19 protein-coding genes are annotated in these 21,550 nt (G+C 60.6%); 8 read left to right on the top strand and 11 right to left on the bottom strand.

From position 1 onward, the window contains the following. Positions 1 to 61 precede the first annotated feature (61 nt). On the bottom strand, positions 62 to 769 hold the full coding sequence (locus BT116_RS12025; RefSeq protein ID WP_072343697.1) for an NUDIX hydrolase: 708 nt from the start codon (positions 767 to 769) through the stop codon (positions 62 to 64). Beyond that, positions 759 to 1,316, bottom strand: coding sequence for an adenylyltransferase/cytidyltransferase family protein (locus tag BT116_RS12020; protein ID WP_072343695.1), 558 nt, complete (start codon positions 1,314 to 1,316; stop codon positions 759 to 761). The genes BT116_RS12025 and BT116_RS12020 overlap by 11 nt, the downstream gene beginning before the upstream one ends. A gap of 181 nt (positions 1,317 to 1,497) precedes the next feature. On the opposite strand from BT116_RS12020, the gene BT116_RS12015 reads away from it, so the two are divergent. Genes BT116_RS12015 through nadE form a run of 3 tightly spaced genes read left to right on the top strand, consistent with a single transcriptional unit; the run spans position 1,498 to position 4,222 of the window. Further along, positions 1,498 to 2,145, top strand: a complete 648-nt coding sequence (locus BT116_RS12015) for a nicotinamidase (protein WP_072343693.1) — start codon at positions 1,498 to 1,500, stop codon at positions 2,143 to 2,145. A gap of 9 nt (positions 2,146 to 2,154) precedes the next feature. Further along, positions 2,155 to 3,384 (top strand): nicotinate phosphoribosyltransferase, encoded by a 1,230-nt coding sequence (pncB, locus tag BT116_RS12010; protein ID WP_072343691.1) that lies wholly within the window; start codon positions 2,155 to 2,157, stop codon positions 3,382 to 3,384. A 1-nt stretch (position 3,385) separates the two neighbouring features. After that, positions 3,386 to 4,222 carry an ammonia-dependent NAD(+) synthetase gene (gene nadE / locus BT116_RS12005; protein WP_072343689.1) on the top strand — a complete coding sequence of 279 codons (837 nt, stop codon included), beginning with the start codon at positions 3,386 to 3,388 and terminating at the stop codon, positions 4,220 to 4,222. A gap of 7 nt (positions 4,223 to 4,229) precedes the next feature. Here the strand turns inward: nadE and BT116_RS12000 are convergent, their stop codons facing one another. Next, positions 4,230 to 6,119 carry a methyl-accepting chemotaxis protein gene (locus tag BT116_RS12000; RefSeq protein WP_072343687.1) on the bottom strand — a complete coding sequence of 630 codons (1,890 nt, stop codon included), beginning with the start codon at positions 6,117 to 6,119 and terminating at the stop codon, positions 4,230 to 4,232. A 192-nt stretch (positions 6,120 to 6,311) separates the two neighbouring features. On the opposite strand from BT116_RS12000, the gene nudK reads away from it, so the two are divergent. After that, entirely contained in the window at positions 6,312 to 6,908 is a 597-nt protein-coding gene (gene nudK, locus BT116_RS11995; RefSeq protein ID WP_063323674.1) for a GDP-mannose pyrophosphatase NudK, read from the top strand. Here the strand turns inward: nudK and ftrA are convergent. Further along, entirely contained in the window at positions 6,865 to 7,893 is a 1,029-nt protein-coding gene (gene ftrA / locus BT116_RS11990) for a transcriptional regulator FtrA (protein ID WP_072343685.1), read from the bottom strand. The two genes, nudK and ftrA, sit on opposite strands and share 44 nt — an antisense overlap. Positions 7,894 to 8,158: 265 nt before the next feature. On the opposite strand from ftrA, the gene rarD reads away from it, so the two are divergent. Both rarD and BT116_RS11980 read left to right on the top strand, forming a co-directional pair. Further along, a complete protein-coding gene (gene rarD / locus BT116_RS11985) occupies positions 8,159 to 9,088 on the top strand; it encodes an EamA family transporter RarD (protein ID WP_083569131.1) in 930 nt (309 codons plus the stop codon). A 61-nt stretch (positions 9,089 to 9,149) separates the two neighbouring features. Then, entirely contained in the window at positions 9,150 to 10,139 is a 990-nt protein-coding gene (locus BT116_RS11980) for an aspartate-semialdehyde dehydrogenase (RefSeq protein ID WP_072343680.1), read from the top strand. A gap of 52 nt (positions 10,140 to 10,191) precedes the next feature. Here the strand turns inward: BT116_RS11980 and BT116_RS11975 are convergent, their stop codons facing one another. Further along, entirely contained in the window at positions 10,192 to 12,405 is a 2,214-nt protein-coding gene (locus tag BT116_RS11975) for an LTA synthase family protein (protein WP_083569130.1), read from the bottom strand. A 320-nt stretch (positions 12,406 to 12,725) separates the two neighbouring features. Here BT116_RS11975 and BT116_RS11970 point away from each other — a divergent pair, with 320 nt between their 5' ends. Then, the gene (locus tag BT116_RS11970; RefSeq protein WP_072343674.1) at positions 12,726 to 13,628 is read left to right on the top strand and encodes a LysR family transcriptional regulator; all 903 of its coding nucleotides are present in this window, start codon (positions 12,726 to 12,728) and stop codon (positions 13,626 to 13,628) included. A 125-nt stretch (positions 13,629 to 13,753) separates the two neighbouring features. Next, positions 13,754 to 14,380, top strand: a complete 627-nt coding sequence (locus BT116_RS11965) for a glutathione S-transferase family protein (protein WP_072343671.1) — start codon at positions 13,754 to 13,756, stop codon at positions 14,378 to 14,380. A gap of 46 nt (positions 14,381 to 14,426) precedes the next feature. On the opposite strand, the gene BT116_RS11960 is transcribed toward BT116_RS11965, so the two are convergent. From BT116_RS11960 to BT116_RS11935, 6 genes are read right to left on the bottom strand one after another with little or no spacing between them, the layout of a single operon-like run. Further along, entirely contained in the window at positions 14,427 to 15,557 is a 1,131-nt protein-coding gene (locus tag BT116_RS11960; protein ID WP_072343668.1) for a glycosyltransferase family 4 protein, read from the bottom strand. Further along, a complete protein-coding gene (locus BT116_RS11955) occupies positions 15,558 to 16,688 on the bottom strand; it encodes a glycosyltransferase family 4 protein (protein ID WP_072343665.1) in 1,131 nt (376 codons plus the stop codon). After that, positions 16,679 to 18,046, bottom strand: coding sequence for a glycosyltransferase family 4 protein (locus tag BT116_RS11950; RefSeq protein ID WP_072343662.1), 1,368 nt, complete (start codon positions 18,044 to 18,046; stop codon positions 16,679 to 16,681). Before BT116_RS11950 ends, BT116_RS11955 begins: the two co-directional genes overlap by 10 nt. Continuing rightward, on the bottom strand, positions 18,043 to 19,308 hold the full coding sequence (locus BT116_RS11945; RefSeq protein ID WP_072343659.1) for an ABC transporter ATP-binding protein: 1,266 nt from the start codon (positions 19,306 to 19,308) through the stop codon (positions 18,043 to 18,045). Before BT116_RS11945 ends, BT116_RS11950 begins: the two co-directional genes overlap by 4 nt. After that, positions 19,308 to 20,105, bottom strand: a complete 798-nt coding sequence (locus BT116_RS11940; protein WP_072343656.1) for an ABC transporter permease — start codon at positions 20,103 to 20,105, stop codon at positions 19,308 to 19,310. Before BT116_RS11940 ends, BT116_RS11945 begins: the two co-directional genes overlap by 1 nt. Continuing rightward, positions 20,096 to 21,547 carry a mannose-1-phosphate guanylyltransferase/mannose-6-phosphate isomerase gene (locus BT116_RS11935; RefSeq protein WP_072343653.1) on the bottom strand — a complete coding sequence of 484 codons (1,452 nt, stop codon included), beginning with the start codon at positions 21,545 to 21,547 and terminating at the stop codon, positions 20,096 to 20,098. Before BT116_RS11935 ends, BT116_RS11940 begins: the two co-directional genes overlap by 10 nt. Positions 21,548 to 21,550: the final 3 nt, after the last annotated feature.

Below are 21,550 nucleotides of genomic sequence, written 5' to 3'. Positions count from 1 at the left end.
AGCAGAGACCCCATGGCCTTTGATATCGGGGCCAGGAAGGTGTGCTGGCCGTACGCACAAATCACTCCAGAAAACACCGATCAAAAAGATAAACGCTGGCCGGCTTGAGGTTTTCCACCGTGCGTTGCGGGCGGCCGCCGTCGCCGCTTTTCTTGCGGCCGGTTTCCTGCAAGTAGCCCGCCTCGGTCATCTTCAATAGACGCTGACGCATGCTGGTCTTGAGCACCGGGCGATCAAGTACCACGGAGAAAATGCCCACCGCTTCCGGCGCGCTGAATTCCGGGCCCAGGAACATCAGCGGCAGGCTGCTGTAGAGGGCTTTGGACAGCAACCGCTCCTGGACAGCGGCCACCAGGCTGTTGTGATCGAAAGGGAGCTTTATCGAGGCGTCAGCGACGTCCTTGAGCGGGAAAAAACCCTGGTGTTCGGCGAGCTGGACCGCCTCGCTGACAATCGCGAGATAAAAAGTCGACGACGACCAGCAGCGCGGATCGCGGAACGCGTCGCCGACGGTGCCGACCTGTTCGATCCAGGCCAGCGGCATGCCCACTTTGCTTGAGCTGCGCAGGCGCTCCACGGCGTCGTTCAGCGTGAGATCTTCGACGTCACCATTGACCACGATCCCGGGCAGCGCCCAGTGACCGGCGAACGGCTCGGCTTCCCGGCGGTTCAAGAGGATTTCAATCGCCTGGGTCTCCCGACACAAGCGCAGCACACAGAGGTCGATGGTGTGCAGGTAGTCGCGCGCGGGGGCTGTGCTAGTGGGCATGTCGATTTCCGTGGGTCGCATAAAGATCATAGTTTAACGGGTTCATGCCGGGAGCCATCCAGTCGGAGGGAAGCGATTCGCCCAACGCCAGTCGTTCGCGAACCACCGTGCTGCGCACGTGGATCTTTTCCTCCACGCAAAGAATGGAAAAACGCTCCAGCAATTCCTGGCCGCGGTAGAAGGTTGGCAGCCGATCCGCAACATCCCGGCCCACCACCAACGCAAGCCGCTTGCCGTCCAAGGCCAAGCTGTCGGCGAGGTGGGCGAGCAGGGTGTAGCTGTAGATCGCGCCTTCAACGCCACGGGCCACGACCTGTTCCACCCGGCTTGCACGCACTTCGGCGCAGCACAGTGGCTGCACCTTTTCGACGATCGATTCCAACCAGTTCAGGCGAACGTCATAGTCGACCATTTGTTTGCCGTAAGGATGCCGGAAGCTGGGGACCACCAGCACGCGTCTGGCCAGGCGTGAGGCCTCGATCATCACCTGGGCGTGACCGGCGTGCGGAGGATTGAAGGCGCCGCCATAAAGGGCAATCTCGAACATGGCACATTCTCTTTTGGTACATGACATGTACTCTATCAGCAAAATCTTTTTAGTGAAAACATGATTGGTGCTGGTCAATAGCAATTGTTAAGGATGGTTCATCAAAAATATTTTCTGTGAGTGGGTTGTTATGAAAGTACACCTTATGTACTCTCGTCGCCATGAAGAGGAGAAACCCAGCATGAACAGCCTGACCCGGAAAACCGCTTCCTTCGATGTCGATGCGCAAAAGAGCTTCACGCCGCTATGCCCCGATGAGCTTCCGGTGCCGGGCGGTGACCAGATTGCCGGTGAGCTGAATTTCATCGCGTCCCTGGCCAGCCTCCGTATCGGCAGCAAGGACGCCCATTCGCCCCTGGCTCCGTGGGTGGTCGCCGATCACGCACAGATGTTCGTGCCGACCGGCCTCGAGCATGCCGATATCACCTGGGTTAGCCACTGTGTTCCCGGCACCGAAGGTTTCGCCCTGCTGGATCAACTGCCGAGCCCCTATGACTACGACTATTTCGTCTGGAAGGGTGTCGAGCCGGATTTGCACCCCTACGGCGCCTGCTACCACGACCTGCACGGCAAGCTGTCCACCGGGGTGATCGAGTACCTGAACGGCCTGGGTGTGCAGCAGGTGATTGTTGGCGGGCTGGCGCTGGACTTCTGCGTCAAGACCACTGCCCTGCAACTGGCCGCCGCTGGCTTCAAGGTGATCATTCACCTCCCGGCCTGCCGGGCCATCAGTGAGGAGGGGGCCATCCAGGCCATCCAAGACATGCAGCAAGCGGGGATTTCGGTGGCCTTGACCCGCGAAGAAACCATCCGCCTGGCAAACGCATAAGGAAGAGCCATGGACAGCGCATTCGATTCAAACAGCGGCACCATCCAGAGTCTTCTGGATACCGACTACTACACCTTCACCATGATGCAGGCGGTCTTGCACCAGCACCCGAACGTCGAGGTGGAATACCAATTCATCGTCCGCTCCAAGGAGCGCCTCGGTCACCTGATCCCGGACATTCGCGTGGAGTTGGAGAAGCTTGCCGGGCTGCAGCTGCGTGAGGGAGAGCAGCGGTTTCTGTTCAACAAGCGTTTTCGTGAGTACCTGACACCGGACTTCGAACAGTTTCTCGGCCTGTTTCGCTTCAATTTGCGCTACATACACGTTTCGGAAGTCGACGGCCAACTGCACATCCGCGTCCGGGGGCCGATGCTGCACTGCATCATGTTCGAGCAACCGGTATTGGCGATGGTCAGCGAACTGCGCAACCGCGAAAAGTACCCCGAAGTTGAGCTGGCCGACGTCACCCGCAAGCTGTATCAGAAGTTCGAATGGCTGGAGAAAAACGCCAGCCGTGAAGAACTCGCTGAGTTTCGTGTTTCGGACTTCTCCACCCGTCGGCGGCTGTCGTTCAGGGCCCAGCGTGAAGTGGTGAATATTATGCGCAGCGATTTTCCGGGCGTCTTTGTCGGCACCAGTAACGCTCACTTGGCCTACGAGTTCGATCTCCCGCTGATTGGCACAATGGCTCACCAATGGCTGATGGTGCACCAGCAACTCGGGCGCTTGCGCGAGAGCCAGAACGCGGCGTTGGAAAACTGGGTGCGCGAGTATCGCGGCCGCCTCGGTATCGCACTGACGGACTGCATCAGCACCGACTTCTTCCTCAAGGATTTCGACCTGTACTTTGCCAAGCTCTATGACGGCCTGCGCCAGGATTCCGGTGACCCCATCGTCTGGGCGGACAAGGTGCTCAAGCGTTACCAGGAACTGGGCGTCGATCCGCGCACCAAGGACCTGATGTTTTCCGACGGCCTCAATTTCGAAAAATGCCTGCCGATCCTGCGCCATGTTCGTGGCAAGGCCAGATTCGGGTTTGGCATGGGCACCAGCCTGGCCTGCGATGTCGATGGCGTCGAACCACTGAGCATCGTCATGAAACTGGTGCGGGTCCACGGCGAGCCGGTGGTGAAGTTCTCCGACGACCCGATCAAGAACGTCTGCCAGGATGCCTCGTTTCTGCGGTACGCCGCCCAAGTGTTCAACGTCGCCCTGATCAATCCACAGCTGGGAGCCTGATATGACTACGCTTGTGCAAGAACGCATTGCCCGGGAACTGGGCATCGACCGTCAACTCACACGGGGTGGCGAAGCAACCGAGATTGCCCGCCGCATCGAATTCATCAAGCAGATCTTGCGCGAGTCCGGTTGCAAGTCCCTGGTCCTGGGGATCAGTGGCGGCGTCGACTCTCTCACCGCCGGCCGCCTATGCCAGTTGGCCGTGGAGCAATTGCGAGAGGAAGACTACGAGGCGCGGTTTATCGCAGTCCGGTTGCCCTACAAGGCTCAGGCAGATGAGCAAGACGCCCAGGCTTCCCTGGACTTCATCCGGCCGGACGTGATCACCACCAGCAATATCGCCGCGTGTGTCGACGGGCTGATGGGCAGTGTCGCCATCGATGGCTTGCACCCTAGCGCCGAGCTCATCGACTTTGCCAAGGGCAACGCCAAGGCCCGGGCCCGGATGCTGGCGCAATACGCCATCGCCAATCTGAGCAATGGGTTGGTGGTTGGCACCGATCATGGAGCGGAGGCGGTGATGGGGTTTTTCACCAAGTTTGGCGACGGCGCGTGTGACCTGGCCCCGCTGTCCGGGTTGACGAAGACTCAGGTGAGATTGTTGGCCGACGCGATGGGCGCCCCTGCGCACCTGGTGCGCAAGGCGCCGACTGCGGATCTGGAAGACCTGGCGCCCGGCAAATTGGATGAAGTGGCGTATGGCTGCAGCTACGAGGAAATTGATGGGTACCTGATGGGCGAAGAGGTATCGCCGCAGGCGCGACAGATCATTGAATGCGCCTACCTCAAGACGGCCCACAAACGAGCATTGCCCCGCGTCCCGCCCACCCGGTTGTGAACGAGCCTCAGATCTTGAAGGTGTTGACCATTTGTTGCAGGCGGCGTGACTGGTTTTCCAATTCTGTGCAGGCCTGCAAGGTGGACTGCAAATTGCCGACCATTTCCTGGTTCAGGTCATTGATGTGGCTGATGTCGCGATCCAGATTGTCCACCACCGAGGTTTGTTCTTCGGTGGCGGTGGCCACCGACAGGTTGATCTCGTCGATTTCGCCGATGCCCATCAGCACGCGATTGAGTCGCTCGCCTGCGAGCCTGGCGGTAGTGACGTTGTCGTCGCTGTGACGCTGGCTTTCGAGCATGGCGCTTACGGCGCTGCCGGCACCTGCTTGCAGTTCCTCGATCATGCTGTGGATTTCCTGAGCGGACTGTTGGGTGCGATGGGCGAGCGTACGGACTTCGTCCGAGACCACTGCAAAACCGCGCCCGGCATCTCCGGCGCGGGCGGCCTCGATGGCAGCGTTAAGGGCCAGCAAGTTGGTCTGGTCGGAAATGCCTTTGATGACGTCGAGAATACATCCGATCTTCAGCGTTTTCTCATTCAGGCTTTCGATGTCCTGGCGGGTATTGTCCACCTGCGATGAGAGTTGCGACATGGCGCTGATACTGCGCTGCACCACCGACTGGCCTTCCTGGGTCTGATCCCTGGTATCAGAGGCGCGGCTTGAAGCATGAGCGGCGCTGCGAGCGATTTCCTGGGCTGCGGCCCCAAGCTCATTGATAGCCGTGGCGACGTTATGGGTCAGCGCCGCTTGGGTGTCAGAGCTTTTCAGGGATGCGTTTGACGCCTGGCTGACCTGTGCCGCCAATTGGGTGAGCTGGACACTGGACGCCAGGACTTCCCGGATCGACTGCTGGATACGTTCGACGAAGCGGTTGAACCCCCCGGCCATCATGCCGAACTCGTCCCGGGAGAGGCTGTGCAGGCGCTGGGTCAGGTCGCCTTCGCCATCGGCTATGGATTGCATGGCCGAGCCCATGCTGCGTAATGGTCGCATCAGGGCATTGATCAACAGGCCGAGCAAACCGACGGTCACCAGCATGGCGATCAATGTGGCGACCAACGCCGAAGCGCGAAACGCGTGGAGTACGGCGTAGGCCTTGTCTTTATCTACTGAAAGTCCGATGGACCAATGCAGCGAGGGCAGGCCGTTGATGGGTGTAAAAGTGACGATCCGCGTTCGGCCGTTTTCCTGCACTTCATTCAAGGCGCTGTTGATGCTCGGCGGGCCTTCGGGGAACGCTTGGGCGAGTGTCTTGGTCACTCGTGTGTTGTCCGGGTGCACCAGGATCTTGCCGTCGTCGCTGACCAGGAAGGCGTAGCCTATGCCGTTGAGGTCCACGGCATTGATGATTTTGGCGAGTTGCTCCAGGCTCAGGCTCGCACCCAGCACACCCACGGCCTTGCCATCGACCTTGATCGGCGCCGCTTGGGTCATGATCAGGTAATCAGTACCGGCACCGATGTAGGGTTCGGTCAGCTCGGGTTCAAGGCTGCGAGCCGCGTCTTTGTACCAGGCGCGCTGGCGAACATCATACCCGTCGGGCATTACCCGCTCGGGATGGATAAAGAAACGACTGTCTTCAAGGCCGACGTAGCTGGCGATGAAGGTCTTTGTAATGATGTCCTGGGAGAGAATTGCGCTGATGGTCTGCGGGGTGGGATCGGCGGCGATGGTTTCGGCGGCACCTTCGATCAATAGGATGCGGCCGGCCAGCCAGCTGTCGAGGTTCGCGCCCAGCAACTGGCCGGTGGCCTGTAGGTTGCGGTGCAATGCTTCGCGGGTGCTGGCTTGCTGGCGATGGTCGTTGAACAACGAGAAAGACAGGAATACCGCCATCACGATGACGCAGGCACCCAGAAGAATCTTGTGGCCGAATTTCAGATTGATGCCCATGAGGAATTCTCGTCCGGTTTCTTTTTTATTGATGAAATCCCCGCAGGCTCAGGGCTGGTCGAAGATTTAATGAGCGGACAGATTTTGTCGAACTAGAAAAAACGATGGGCCATCGTGAGTTTTCTTGTGAGCATGCAAGAGGTGCGAATGGAGTTTTCAAAGGGGGCCGCGGGTCCCGAACGGAGTGGTCAAATGACACAGGCAATCGGCATCAAGGATCGCGTACGCATCAAGCACGTCGAAGTCCTCTCGGACGATTGGTACGTGCTGCGCAAGACTACCTACGACTACCTCGGTCGCAACGGCCAATGGCGCGAGCTGACGCGCGAGACCTACGACCGTGGCAACGGCGCCACCATCCTGCTGTACAGCAAGGCCAAGCAGACCGTGGTGTTGACCCGGCAATTCCGCTTCCCGGCCTTCGTCAACGGGCACGACGACTTGTTGATAGAAACTTGCGCCGGCCTGCTGGATAACGACGACCCGCACACCTGCATCCGCAAGGAAACCCAGGAAGAAACCGGCTATATCATCCAGGACGTGCGCAAAGTGTTCGACGCTTTCATGAGTCCGGGTTCGGTGACTGAGCGGGTGCATTTTTTCGTCGGCGAGTACTTCGATGAAGACAAGCAGCACGCAGGCGGCGGCCTGGAGGCCGAGGGTGAAGAGATCGAAGTGCTGGAAATGTCGCTCGATCAGGCCCTGGACATGATCGAGCGCGGTGAGATTTGCGACGGCAAGACCATCATGCTGTTGCAGTACGCCAAGTTGCATCGGTTGCTGGATTAGCCTTCAGGGCTGCCTGGGGACTGGCTTCACGTCTGCCAAACCGTTCACGGTAGGCGGAGGGCGGCAAACCCACAGCGTTGCGGAAGGCTGCGCGGAAACTTTCCACCGAGCGATACCCACAAGCCTGGGCAATGCTGGCTGTGTGCTGGTCGGTGCTTTCCAGCAGTTCCCGTGCCCGGTTGAGGCGCTCCTGTTGCAACCAGGCCTTGGGTGCAAGGCCTGTTGTCTCGATGAAGCGTCGCAGGAAGGTGCGCTCGCTCATGGCGACGCGGGCGGCCATGTCGCCCACGCTGGGGGATTGATCCAGGCTTTCGCGAATCCATTGCAAAACACCGCTCAGTTCATTGCGTGGCGACTTGCTCACGGGCGCGACGATGAATTGGGCCTGGCCGCCGGTGCGTTGTGGGGCCATGACCAGGCGCCGGGCCACCGAGTTGGCGACGTGGGTGCCGCAGTCGCGGGCAATCAGATGCAGGCAGGCGTCGATGCCCGCTGCGCTTCCGGCTGAAGTGATCAATTGCCCGGCGTCCACATACAACACGTTCGGGTCGACGTTGATCAGCGGGTAGTGTTCGGCAAGCTCTTGGGCAAATTGCCAATGGGTGGTTGCGGTTTCGCCGTCGAGCAGGCCGGTGGCTGCCAGGACGAATACTCCCGAACAGATCGATAGCAAGCGGGCGCCGCGGGCATGGGCTTTGCGCAGGGCCTGCAACAGGGCTTCGGGAGGCGGCTCCTGACGGCTGCGCCAACCGGGAACGATGATGGTGTGTGCGGTTTCGAGTGCCTCGAGCCCGGCGTCGACGCCAATCTGCAGGCCGCCGAACGCACGCATCGGCCCCTGATCGACGGCCACGACTTGATGGGTGTACCAGGGAATGTCCAGTTCCGGACGCGGCAGGCCGAATATCTCCAGGGCGATACCGAATTCGAATACGCAAAGGCCTTCGTAGGCGAGGATGGCCACTGTTCCTGGAGGTGTCAGCATTTGGCGTAAAGCTACCGTTTATTGTCGTCTGCCGCACTGTAGCGGACTGTCCCTCCCTCCTACAATCGCTGGCAACACCCAGGCTGGCTGCGCCTTGTGACGGTGACAGCAGCATGACCGATGTCGGCCCGGAACGGGTGGCTGCCAAGGCACGCCCTGTCAGTTTCCGTCGTTCCTCGGCTGCCGAACAACCGACAATCACGCGCATTCTTCTCCCCAATAGTTGTGGATAACGCTATGCGCGCTTTCAACACCGAGGTGGCCCATGACAGCCAGAAATGAATCCGGACAAGGCGTGGCTTTCGGGCTCGGCGCTACGCTGCTTTGGGGATCCTACCCGCTTTGGTACAAACCGCTGGCCGGGCTCGACGCGTACCATCTGCTGTCTTGGCGGGTGGTGTTTGCCGAGCTGTTTCTCGTTGCACTGGTCTTGCTGACCGCACGAGTCTCAACCTTGCGTTCCACGCTTAAGACGGTTCGCCCGGTCAACGTGCTGACGGTCTCTGCGGTATTAGGGCTGTGGTGGCTGATGTACATCTACGCAATCATGACGGGGCGAGTGCTGGAGGTTGCCTTCGGCTATTTCCTCAGCCCGATCATGAGCATGTTGGTGTCACGCCTGGTCTTCAAGGAACGCCTCAGCGTCTTGCAGACCTGGGCCATTTTCCTGGCCGTGGCGGGCGTGACGCTGATGGCGTTCGAGTTGCTGAACCTGCACTCCTTCCCCTGGATCGCCCTGGTCATCGGTTTTTGCTATTCCTTCTACGGTCTCTTCAAGAAGAAGGTCCCGGGCGACCCGGTGGTTATCCAGACGCTCGAGATCGCAGTCCTGCTTCCGTTTGCAGCGGTATTCCTGCTGCTGGCACAGGCCCACGGCGTGGGCCATCAATTCCTGCAGTCAGGCACTCGCGACCTGTTGCTGGTCGCCACGGGGCTGATCACGGTACTGCCGCTGTGGTGGTACAGCCTGGCCGCCAAGCAGCTGTCGATGATCGCGCTGGGCTTCCTGCAATTTGTGCCGCCCATTTGCAACTTCCTGTTGGCTGCGTTCGTTTATGGCGAGCCGGTTTCAGCATTGAAACTGGCGGCATTTTCGTTCATCTGGCTGGCGCTTGTGTTGTTTACCTGGAACTCCATCCGGGCCCAGCGTGCAGCGGCAGCCGCCAACGTGTCCGCGCAGTTGCGTACGGCATGACATACCCGCAGCGCTGTCACTTTCCGGGAATGGCGCAGGTTTTTCAGGATAAGGAATCGAAATGAAGAAAGTCGCCGTGGTGGGCTGCACCGGTGCAGTGGGCATGACCATGCTGCAATTGCTTGAAAATACCGATTATGAAGTGGTGTGCATGGCCTCTGGCCGTTCGGCGGGCAAGCGCCTGAAAGTGGGTCGGGTCGAGCACCTGATCGAAGCCTTTTCGGTCGAGGGTTGCGCCTCGTGCGATATCGTCTTCCTGTGTGTCTCCGGGGCCTTCGCCCTGGAGTATGGCGAGCGCCTGGCTGAAAACGCCTACGTCATCGATAACTCCTCGGCCTTCCGTTATCACCCGGCGATTCCGCTCCTGGTGCCGCCCATCAACGGTCAGCGTTACATGGGCGAAAAACTGATCGCCAACCCCAATTGCTCCTCGGCTATTGCGCTGATGGTGCTAGGGCCGCTGCATCAGGCCTTCGGGTTGGAGAGTGCGATCATTTCCACTTATCAGGCCGCCAGCGGTGCGGGGCAGCCGGCAATGCTGGAACTGCGGGAGAAGGCCAAGTCCTTCAGTGATTATGGCGACCGTGATGACAGCGAGCACTTCGCCCATAACCTGGCTTTCAACGTGATTCCCCAGGTCGATTCGTTCGAAGCCAATGGTTACACCCGTGAAGAAATGAAAGTGGTCTGGGAGCTGCGCAAGGTCCTGGACGAACCGGGGTTGGCTATCAGCACCACGGCTGTGCGGGTGCCGACCCTGCGTTCCCATGCCGAGAGCCTGAGCCTGCGCTTTAAAAAGCCCATCCAGTCATTGGCGCAGGTGCGTGAGTTGTTGCGCGCGGCGCCGGGGGTTGAAGTGGTGGATGAGCCCGAGTTCGGTGCTTATCCGATGCCCATGACCTCCACCTACAAGCATGCGGTGGAAGTCGGGCGGATTCGCTACAACCTGATCTACGGTGAGCACGGACTGGACCTGTTCATCAGCGGCGATCAGTTACTGCGGGGGGCGGCATTGAACGCATTCGAAATCATGCAATTGATCAAGTCTTGATCAAGCACGAACCGAATATTAGAACGCGCAGTCATGGCTGCGCGTTTTTTGTTCAACTGGATTGGGCCTCGCGCTCTTCCTGCATATCGTCCAGGTATTGCGGCTGGTCGGTCTGGTCCGGCAGTTCGGTCACGACGCTGAAGTCGCTGATCTCGATGGCACCGACGCCATGACCGAGCAGATGGAAGGAAAACGCCTTGCGCTGCTGCGGGTTGTCGAAACGGAGGTTCATCACCAGCGGCTGGTCGGGTGTCACCGCCACCTCGGTCGGCAGGTCCATAGGCACATCCTGCTCAAACTCCTTGGCCTTGAGGGAGATGTAGGCGGCATGGTCGGCCTCCACCGCGCGGATGGTCAGGCTGACGCGGGTCTGCGAACCCTTGGGCATTTCCAGGTATTGGGCACCGATCAGGTTGTCGGTCCAGTCGTTGGTGACCTGGGCCGGTAGCGGGATTTTATCGGCGCTGCCGAATTGATAGTGCTGGTTCAGGGGCGTGGGCAACAGGGTCTGGTCCAGGGCCGTGGCCCGGGCGCTGATCAATCGGGCGTGCTGGCCGCTGTATTGCCCGCCATAGGTGGCACGGTCGGCGATGAAGCCTTCGCTGCTGTAGTAACGGCAATGTTGGAGGAAATCGCATTCGGTGAATGTTCCCTTGCCGTCGTGGTAGCGCAGCTTGCCGTTGGTGAACGACATGATTTCCCGACCCGTCGGGTAGTCCCTGAACATCGAGCGACCGGATAACGACGTGGGCACCGTGAAGCCGAAGTAATCGAGGATCGAGGCGGTCAGGTCCACATGGCCGTAGGTGCCTGACTTGATCCGGGGCAACGGCTCCGGCGCCAGCGTCAGGTTGAATCCCCAGGACGAGGCCAGCCGCACGTCGTCGATGCCATGGGATTCGTCCGAGGTGATGACCACCAGGGTGTTGTCCAGGATGCCCTGGCGCTCCAGGCCCGCGAGGAAGTCTTCCAGGGCGTCGTCCAGGTAACCTACCGCGGCCTGCTTGGCGGTGTCGTAGCGTTGCAGGTAGTCATCCGGTGCCGAGTAGGGCTGGTGCGTGCCCACGGTCAGCAGGGTCAACATCCAGGGTTTATCCGCTTGTTGCAGTTGCCCGATGTAGTCCAACGCGCCTTCGAAGAAGGTCTTGTCGTCCATGCCCCAAGGAAATTCCAGGTAGGCGGGGCGAGTGAACCACTCCATGCCCAAGGTCGTGTCGAAGCCGATATGCGGCATGATCCGGTCCTTGGCCATGAACCGCAGGCCCGCGCCCTGCAGGAAGTGCGTGGAAAAGCCGTTCTGGCGCAACTGGGCCGGCAGGCAGGCCTGGTTGCGCTGGGTCTGGTTGAGCATTTCGACGCCTTTGGGCGTGCCGTTATCGAGCTTGTCGTAGTCGCCACACAGCATCGCGTAGAGGCCACGAATGGTCTGGTGGCTGTGCAGGACGTAATCGGGTGTGTTCATGCCGCGCTCGGCCCAGGCGCTGAGGTGCGGCATCAGGTTCTCCTGATAGCTGCTTTTCAAGGCCTGGCGGTTGGCGCCCACGTAGGCGCCGGGAATGCCCTCCAGGGCGATGACCAGGACGTTGCGCGCACGGCCCGGTTCGGCCAACAGTCTGTTGCCATCGAGGTCCAGGCGCGTCAGCCCCTCCATCGGTGGGGCCGGGTCCACCGCATCGCCGTCGAGCCATTGCCGGGCCTGGTCCTGCCCGGCGGCGATACCTGCGGTGACGAGTTGGTGAGGCAGGTTGAACACGTTCCATTGGTCCGCCTCGCTGGGGCGCCAGGCTTGCAGCGCGCCGTGGCCCAACAGGAGCAACACGGGCACGGCCCAGGCGTGGCGAGGCAAGCGTGGCGCCTGGCGTGGGCGGCTGGTCCATTGAGTAACCAACCAGAACACCAGCGCGGACAACTGGAGCGCGGCCAGCCAGGGATGGGCGAAGCCGCCGCTGGTGGAGTTTTCAACGAACTGCGGGTCGATCAGGTAATGAATGTCCGAAGGATTGGGCATCCTCCCGACCGCGCTGACCAGCTCGATGCTGGCCAGGGTCAACGCGCTCCAAGCCAGCAATACCGGGAACGCCAGCCACCCGGGACGGCGATGGAACAGCACGATCAGGAACCCGCCGATACCCAGGTCCGAGAGATAACCTAGCGGGTCGGACCAGCCCAGGGCGAGACGCAGGCCCATGGGAACGAGTAGTACGCAGCCAATCAGGGCGATGAGGGAGGCTCGGGGGTGGTTTAAAGCGCGGTAAAGAATATTCACAAGAAACAGGCCTTTCGTTGAAGCCAATCCATTGAACAACACACTCACCCTGTGGGAGCGAGCTTGCTCGCGATAGCGGTGTGCCAGTGTGTGACTGACGCCATCGCGAGCAAGCCCGCTCTCACAGGAGGTTTCTTCCTTCGGTCATGAAATTGTCATGGAAAGGGATGGTACCAAGGCAATTGCCCCTGGCCGAGCCAATGTCCCGCTGTCTGGCTGCGCTACGCTGTGGTTCACTGGCCCAGGCCTCTACAATGGCCGCGTAGCGCTGCTTTGAGACGCGCAGAAAACTTGTATCAGGATTTCTCATCGGGGGATGGATGGACAGGTTCCAGGAAATGCAGGTTTTCCTCGCCGTGGCCCAGGCGTCGGGTTTTTCGGCGGCAGCGCGGCGCTTGGGGCTGTCGGCGGCCAGCGTCACGCGGGCGGTGGCGGCGTTGGAGCAACGCATCGGCACGCCATTGCTGGTGCGCACCACCCGCAACGTGTACTTGAGCGAAGCCGGCCAGCGCTTTCTCGAGGACAGTCGCCGGATCCTGAGCGACTTGCAGGAAGCCGAGGATTCAGCGGCCGGCAGCCACGTCCAACCCCGGGGGCAGTTGACGATTACCGCGCCCGTGCTGTTCGGTCAGTCGTTCGTCACGCCGCTGCTGGTGGATTACTTGCATCGGTTCCCCGAGGTCTGCATCAACGCCTTGCTGTTGGACCGCACGGTGAGCCTGGTGGAGGAGGGCATCGATGTTGCCCTGCGCATTGGCGAACTGCCAGACAGCAACCTGCACGCCGTGCGAGTCGGTGAAGTGCGGCGCGTGGTGTGCGGCGCCCCTGATTTCTTCGCGCGCCAGGGGCGGCCCCGGCATCCGGAGGATTTGGAGCGAATGCCCGTGGTGGCGTCATCGGCCATTGGCCAGGTTAAAAGCTGGACCTTCATCGATTCAGGCCAACCGTTGGCCGTCCGGCCCGTGCCTCGGCTGGTGGTGACGGCCAACCAGGCCGCGATCACCGCCGCCTGCCAGGGGTTGGGGATGACGCGGGTCCTGTCTTACCAAGTGGCAGGCAACGTGGCGGCCGGGGAACTGGAAATCGTCCTGGCCGATTTTGAATTGCCGCCTCTGCCGATCCATGTGGTGTACCAGGGCGGGCGAAATGCGCCGGCACGGGTCCGCAGTTTTGTCGATTTCGTCGTCGGTGCACTGCGCGAACATCCGGCCTTGAGCGGTTGAAGCATTGTTTCGCCGGCTGAAACAATGGATTGCATTTCTGGGTGATTCTCTTGGTTTTGCCTGGAGCGGAAGATGACCCCATCGACGCCGTTGTGCTGATGGCGTCACTTCCTGCGGAGTCGACCATGAACCCTATCAAACACTATCACTTCCCGCTGTCCGGCCATTCCCATCGTGTTCAATTGATGCTTTCGTTGCTCGGGCTACCGGTCGAAGAGGTCTTCGTCGACTTGGCCAAGGGCGCGCACAAACAGGCGGACTTCCTGGCGCTCAATGCGTTTGGCCAGGTACCGGTCATTGACGATGACGGCGTGGTGCTGGCGGACTCCAACGCGATCCTGGTGTACCTGGCGCACAAATATGGCAAGGGCCGCTGGCTGCCGACCGATCCTGTTGGCGCCGCCCGGGTGCAGCGCTGGTTGTCGGCGGCGGCCGGGCCGATCCATGCGGGGCCGGCCACGGCGCGACTGATCACGGTGTTTGGCGCGGCCTACAACGCTGACGACGTGATTGCCCGTTCCCACAACGTGCTGAAAGTCATCGATCAAGAATTGAGCAATCGTGCTTATCTGGCGGGTGACGCTGCGACCGTCGCGGACATCGCCGGCTACAGCTACATCGCCCACGCACCGGAAGGCAATGTGTCGTTGGAGGACTATGCCCATGTGCGGGCCTGGTTGGCGCGGATCGAAGCCTTGCCCGGGTTCGTGGGCATGCCGCGTACGGTTGCCGGTCTGCAAAAGCATTCATGAGCCGTTGAATAGGCAACCCTGCCCAAACAGGGAGTCCATTGGAGGATCAGGCGTAGGAAAGCGCCTTTTCCTCCAGCAGTTCCTCGTATAGCCGCACCCACTTTTGGCCCATCTCTTCGGAGGTGAACAACTGTCGGTAGCGGGCTTCGGCTCGGGCGCCCATGGCCTGGGCTTGTGCCGGGTTTTCCCACAGGGTGCGCATCGCCTCGCGAAAAGCTTCGGGATTGCTCGGTGGCACCACCAGGCCGGTTTCTTCGTGGACATTGATGTAGCTGGTGCCGGTGCCGATTTCGCTGGAGATCATCGGCTTGCCGAACATCGCGCCTTCGAGCAGCGAGATGCCAAAGGCTTCGGAGCGCAAGTGCGAAGGGAACACGATGGCATAACTCAATTCCAGCAGCGCGACCTTGTCCTCGTCCCCCAGGCGTCCGAGGAAATGCAGGTTGCGCAGGCCCAATGCCGCCGCCTGGGCATGCAGTTGTTTTTCCAGCGGGCCGGCGCCCACGATGACCACGGGGTAATCCTCGCCTTTGAGGGCGTCGAGCAGAATGTGCAAGCCCTTGTAGTAACGCATCACCCCCACGAACAAAAAGAAACGCTCGCCCAGTTTTGCCTTCCACCCCGCCATGCGCTCGGCGTCAGGCTGTGGATAACTGGTCTTGTTCAGGCCGTAGGTGATGATCCGGGTCTTGGCGGGATATTCCTTGAGCACGTCGCTGGTATGAACGTAGTTCGGCGACGCCGCGACGATGCGCTGGGCGCCGTCCAGAAAGCGCCGCATCAAGGGGCGATAGAGCTTGAGCAGGTGCCGCTGGCGAACGATGTCCGAGTGGTAGGTCACGACGTAGGGTTTCTTCACGGCGGTGAAAAAATGCACCAGGTCCATGAACGGCCAGGGGAAGTGGTAGTTGATCACGTCCGCTTCGGCGGCCAGCTCACGGAATTTCTTGAACACGCTGTAGGAAAAGCCGGTGGACGCCAGTAGGAAGTCCAATCGCGCCTGATGAACGACATGCTGTCGGATCTTGATTGGCTCGGGCGTCGGCTGCCCGCTCAGGGCTAGCACGGTGTTATCGACACCCAACCGGTCAGTGCTGTCGCACAGCTGGAAAATGACCTGTTCGATGCCGCCCATGGAGTCTGGCAAATAGGTTTTGTAAAAGTGCAGGACTCGCATTCAACCTCCCAAGACCTGGCGATACGCTTGGGCGGTGACCTTCGCACAGCGTTCCCAGGAAAAAAGCGCCGCTTGTTGCAGCCCCGCTTCGCGACACGCTTGCCAGTGCTGGGGGTCTTCCATCAACCGGCCCATGGCTTCGCGCATGCCTTGCGGATCGTCCGGCTCGCAGTAATTGCCGGCTGGCCCCGCCACCTCGGGCATCGCCGAGCAGCGGGTGGTAATTACCGGTGTGCCACTGGCCATGGCTTCAAGCACCGGCAGGCCGAAGCCTTCGTAGTAGGACGGGAAAATCAATGCCCGTGCCCCCGCCAATAGCTGGGCGACCTGTTCGTCAGGCAGGTAACCCGCCAGACAAACATGACCGCCAGCCAGGGCGTCTTTCAACTCATCATTGAGCTGTGCCTGTTGCCATCCGCTCATTCCTACGATGAACAAAGGAAAGGTCTGACGTATGGATTCAGGAAGCCCGGCGTGGGCACGCAGGGCCAGTGACAGGTTCTTGCGCGGTTCCAGGGTGCCGACACATAGAAAGTAACGGCCGTGCTCCAGGCCATGGGCCTTGAGTACGGTGTCGATGGCTGCGGGTTCGCGCGGATGGAAACGCGCCGACACGCCCAGCGGCGCGACCCGCAGGCGCTCGGCGGGGAGGCCGAAATGCTGTTGCGCTTCATCGGCGATGAACTGCGAAACAGTCATGATCAACTGCGCCTGTTCCACCGCCCGGGCCAGCCGTCGCTCGATTTCTTTCAGGCGCGCGGGTGGTTGCGTCTCGGGATAACGCACATGCGTCAGATCATGCAGGGTCATCACCGTCGGGCCGTCAAAGGCCAGCGGCCACAGGCTGGGGTCGTGATACAAGTCGATGGCCTGGGGACGGCCCTGGTCGAAGCGCTTCTGTTCCAGCCAGCGTCGCGCCTGATAGGCGCCTGGCACCCGCCGCAGCAAGGGACTGAATCTCGAATAGCCAGGCGTGGGCGCTTGTGGCAGCTGCGAGTTCCACCCCCAGCCGTGGAACAGCGACAACTGCACATCAGGCTCACGGGCCAGGGCGGTGGCCAGTTCCGACACGTATTGGCCGATACCGGTGCGTGGCGCCTGGAGGATGCGTGCGTTGAGGGCTATCCGCATGCTGTTTCCCGGTCGACGATGACTTCGCTAACGTGGCTCTCGATCCGTTCTACCAGTTGCGCACTGGCTTGGCGCCAGCTCAGCCATTGCCAGTGATCCAGGTTGCGCCTGGCCGGGAATACCCCGGTATGTTCCATGTCGGTGACCAGGTCCGCCAGGCTTTGGGGTTCGTCGAGATCGAAATAGGCCATGAAATCACCGCCGATTTCCCGAAACACTTCAATGTCGCTGCCCATTGCCGGCAAGCCACGCTGCATGGCCTCCACCAGCGGCAGGCCGAAACCTTCCACATAGGACGGGAACACCAGCGCAGTGGCGTTTCGATAGGCGTGTTCCAGGCTTTGGTCCGAGAGGTTGTTGAACATGAACAAGCGGCTGTTGCGTTGTGGATGACGCTCGATACGTTCGATCAGCGCCTCGCACTTCCAGCCGATCTTCCCGACGATGCACAGCCGCGCCTGGGAACCGGCAGCCCAGGCCCGCTCGAATGCATTGAGCAGATAGGCGTGGTTTTTGCGCGGCTCGATGGTGCTGACCATCAGGAACACCGGCTCGGGGCGCTTGAACAACCGCAGCAACTTCGGGTCGACGGCGTGGGCGGCGTTAATCTGGTCCAGTTCGCTGCCCAGGTGGAAATAGTCGAACCAGCGTTCTTGTACCTGCTGCTCGCCAATGCGCCGGACCATTTCCTGGCGCAGCTGGTCACGGATAGTGGCGGAGATGGCGATGTAGCCGTCGGCGGTACGGGCAATCCAGTCGAACCAATGGTTGAACACCTTGACCAGCCCGGCATCGCAGAATTGTGGATGAGACAGGGGGATCAGGTCGTAGACCACCGAGATGATCCCGACGCCATCGCGCTTGAGCTGTTCGGCCAGGGGGAAGATATCCGAGTGCCAGGATGAATCGAGCAAGATCAGTTGATCGCCGGCCCGATGCTCCAGCGGTACGCAACGCTTGGGCAGCTCTTGGCCTTTGAGGGCGCGGTCGAACAAACGTATCGGTATGCTCAAGAAGCCGAAGGCGAACAGGCGGCAGCCAACGTACAGGAGGCGACGGGCCCACAATGATCGGCTGAAGGGCCACTGCCGTGCGAGCGTCCGATGCCAGAACCAGAACAGGTTGGCCATCTGTTCCCAGCGTATCCTCAGGCTGACCAGATCCAGTTTATCGATCGACAGCGGGGCCAGGCTCTTGGCTTCGTATAATTTGCCCTGCAGCATGACCACGGGAATGCATTCACGCTCGCCATCCTTGGCCGGCAGTTCGCGAATTACATTGCGCACGACGCGCTGAATGCCGGAATTGATTTCCGGGTGTTCGAATACGTAGGTGCATTCCACCAACAGGCGGCTCATGGCAACTCCTTTTGCGGTAACGCCTCGACAGCAGTCTGGCTCGAACGCTGGATGCAGGTCTGGGCCTGGAGCCAGGAACAGCCGACGAAATCTTCCTGGCGATTATTGATCACGTGAAACACCAACCCGTAGTCGCGCCATTCGAAATTGCCGTCCAGATGCGAATCCAGTCGCGACAGGCTCAGTGCTACGGAGTAATTGCCCTTGCCCAGACGCATGTCGAAGCTGAAGCGGTAGACAATCTGTTCACCCGCCTTGAGATCGGTCAGGGCCTTTTCCTGACGATGAGTATTGATGCCATACATTGGCTGACCAAGTCGGTCCTTGATCATGAAGCCCAGCACCAGCCGATCTATGTTCTGGCGCACTTCGACCCTGACCTGCAACACAACAGGCTGGCCGATCTCGGTTACTTCCACCGCCTGGCCCTTGGCGTTCAAGAGCTGTACATCAAGGATGGCGGCCTCACCGGTGCCGGAAATGGTGCGCACCTGGCCGCTGGCGAGCATTTCCTGGCGCACTATCTGCCCCTCGCGCTCGGCCAGCATGGCATTGTAGTAATCCATCACTTCTTCTGGCTTGCCGCGCATGGCCATGCGTCCGTGCTCCAGCAGGATGGCGGTGTCGCAGATCGACTGGATCGCCGAGCGGTCGTGGGACACGATCAGCAGCGTGGTGCCGGCCTTGCGGAAGCTGCGGATGCGCTCGAAGCTCTTGTGCTGGAAGTAGGCGTCGCCCACCGACAGCGCTTCGTCGACGATCAGGATGTCCGGACGCCGGGCGGTGGCGACGCTGAAGGCCAGGCGCATCTGCATGCCGCTGGAATAGGTGCGTACCGGTTGGTCGATGGCCTCGCCGATTTCGGCGAACCCTTCGATCTCGGGCATCAAGGCTTCGATTTCCTCCACCTGCATGCCCAGCAACTGACCGGCCATGAACGCGTTCTGGCGACCGGTGAAGTCCGGATGAAAGCCCATGCCCAGTTCCAGCAGCGCGGCGACACGACCTTGCAACTGGATGTGGCCGCAGGTGGGTTGCGTGGTACCGGTGATCATCTTGAGCAACGTGCTTTTGCCGGCACCGTTGACCCCGACGATGCCGACGGCTTCCCCGGGCTGGATCTCGAAATCCACGCCTTGCAGGATCCAGTGCAATTGATGACGCTGGCGGGAAAAGGGGATCAACCATTCGAACAGCCGGCTCCAGCGGTTCGGATACTGTTTGTAGGCCTTGCCCAGGCCACTGACGCGCAAATGTCCCATCAGAGTTCGTCCACCATTTCACCGCCGCGCCGACGAAACATGCGCAAGCCCAAGGTGCATAACAGCAGGCCGACCACCAGCAACGGCACCAGCGAGCTCCAGACCGGCCATTGGTTGTAGAGAAACAGGTTCTGGTAGCTCTGCATCAGGGCGGTCATGGGATTGAAGGCGAGCAGTTGCTGGATCGGCGGCGGCAGGATCGTCATGGGGTAAACGATCGGCGTGAGCCAGAACCAGAATTGCAGGCAAATGCCGAACAACTGCCCGACATCACGAAAAAACACATTGAGGATCCCCAACAGCATGCCCAGCCCGGCGGCGAACATCACTTGCAGGGCCAGCAGTGGCACCAGTGCCAGCAAGGTAATGCCCGGCCAGCGCCCGGTGATCAACAGGAAACCGAGGAACAGCCCGAGGATGATCGCGAAGTTGATCCCGGCGTTGAACAGCACGATCACCGGCAGGCAGATCCGGGGAAAGCTGATCTTCTTCAGCAGGTTGGCGTTTTCCAGGAACATGCCCTGGCTGCGGGTGGTGATTTCCGCGAACAACCCCCAGGTCAGCAGCCCGGCGCAGAGGTAGACGCTGTAGGCCATGCCGTCTTCCACCCCGGGCAGGCGGGCACGCATGATGTGGGAAAAAATCACCGTGTAGACGAGAATCATCGACAGCGGGTTAAGCACCGTCCACAACGCGCCGAACAGCGAGTTGCGATACCGCGCCTGGAATTCACGCTTGACGCTGCCAAGGATAAAACCGCGGTAACTCCATAATGAGTAGTGCAAGCTCAGCAACATGAGTCAGCCCTGCCATAGTGATCTTCAAAGCGAACGATGTCGTCTTCCCCCAGGTATTCGCCGCTTTGCACTTCGATAATCACCAGATCGATCACGCCGGGATTCTCCAGGCGATGCTTGTGGCCGGCGGGGATAAAAGTCGATTCGTTCTTGGCGACCAGATGCGAACCCGAGCCGTTGTTGGTGACCTTGGCCATGCCTTCGACCACCACCCAGTGTTCGTTGCGATGGTGGTGCATTTGCAGCGACAGCGATGCGCCAGGCTTGACCACGATGCGCTTGATCTTGAAGCGTGGACCCTCTTCGAGCACGGTATAGCTGCCCCATGGCCGGCTGACCGTACGGTGCAGGCGATAGGCTTCGTGATCCTTGTCCTTGAGTTGCCGGGCGACGCGACGAACATCCTGGGCGCGGTCGGCATGGGCCACCAGCACGGCATCGGCGGTGTCGATAATGATCAGGTGTTCCACGCCCAGGGTGGCTACCAGGCGGCTGTCGCTTTGGACGAAGTTGTTCTGGCTGTCTATAAACAGGGCCTCGCCGGTGGCGCGGTTGTTTTGCGCATCGGCGGGCACCAGGCCGGCGACGGCGCTCCAGGAGCCGATATCGCTCCAGTCGAATGCCGCGGGAATCACCACGACATTGGCGGAGCGTTCCATCAAGGCATAGTCGATGGAGATGTCTGGCATTTCGGCGAAATGCGCCGCGGACAATTCCTGCTGTACACACCCTGAGGTTTCCACCGCCGTACTGGCGGTGACACAGGCGCGTGCCTGTTCCAGCAGCTCGGGGGCGTGGGCTTGCAGCTCCGCCAGCAGGGTCTTGACCGAGAAGCAGAACATCCCCGAATTCCACAGGAAGCGGCCACTTTCCAGATATTGCGTGGCGGTCTGCAGGTCGGGTTTTTCGACGAAGCGCACAACCTTGGCCGCGCCCTTGGTGTCCAGGGGCTTGCCCCGTTCGATATAGCCGAAGCCGGTTTCCGGCGCCGAGGGCAGTACACCAAAGGTCACCAGGTGGCCGTTTTTGGCCAGTTCCACGGCGTGCGCCACGGAGACCTGGAAAGCGGTCTCGTCCTGGATCAGGTGGTCGGCAGGCATGACCACCAGGATCGCGTCGTCACCGTGCAGCGCCTGCACCGCGAGCGCGGCGGTAGCAATGGCCGGCGCGGTGTTGCGACCTGTCGGTTCGAGCACGAAGTGACCGCGATGACGCTCCAGATGGGCGCTTTGATAGTGGTCGCGGCTCTGGAAGTAGTACTCGCGATTGGTGACGGTGACGATGTCGCCCCGGCCGTCGAACAACCCCGCGGCACGCCGATAGGTCTTGCCCAGCAGCGACTGGCCATCGGGTAGGAGCATGAAGGGTTTGGGGTGGCCTTCGCGGGACACCGGCCACAACCTCGTCCCGGCCCCGCCGGAGAGAATCACTGGAATGAGCATGGC

The organism is Pseudomonas sp. NFACC16-2, assembly GCF_900119205.1.
GTDB classification, from domain to species: domain Bacteria; phylum Pseudomonadota; class Gammaproteobacteria; order Pseudomonadales; family Pseudomonadaceae; genus Aquipseudomonas; species Aquipseudomonas fluorescens_Q.
Note: the sequence above shows the minus strand (reverse complement) of the source record. Positions and strands in the feature narration are given on the sequence as shown.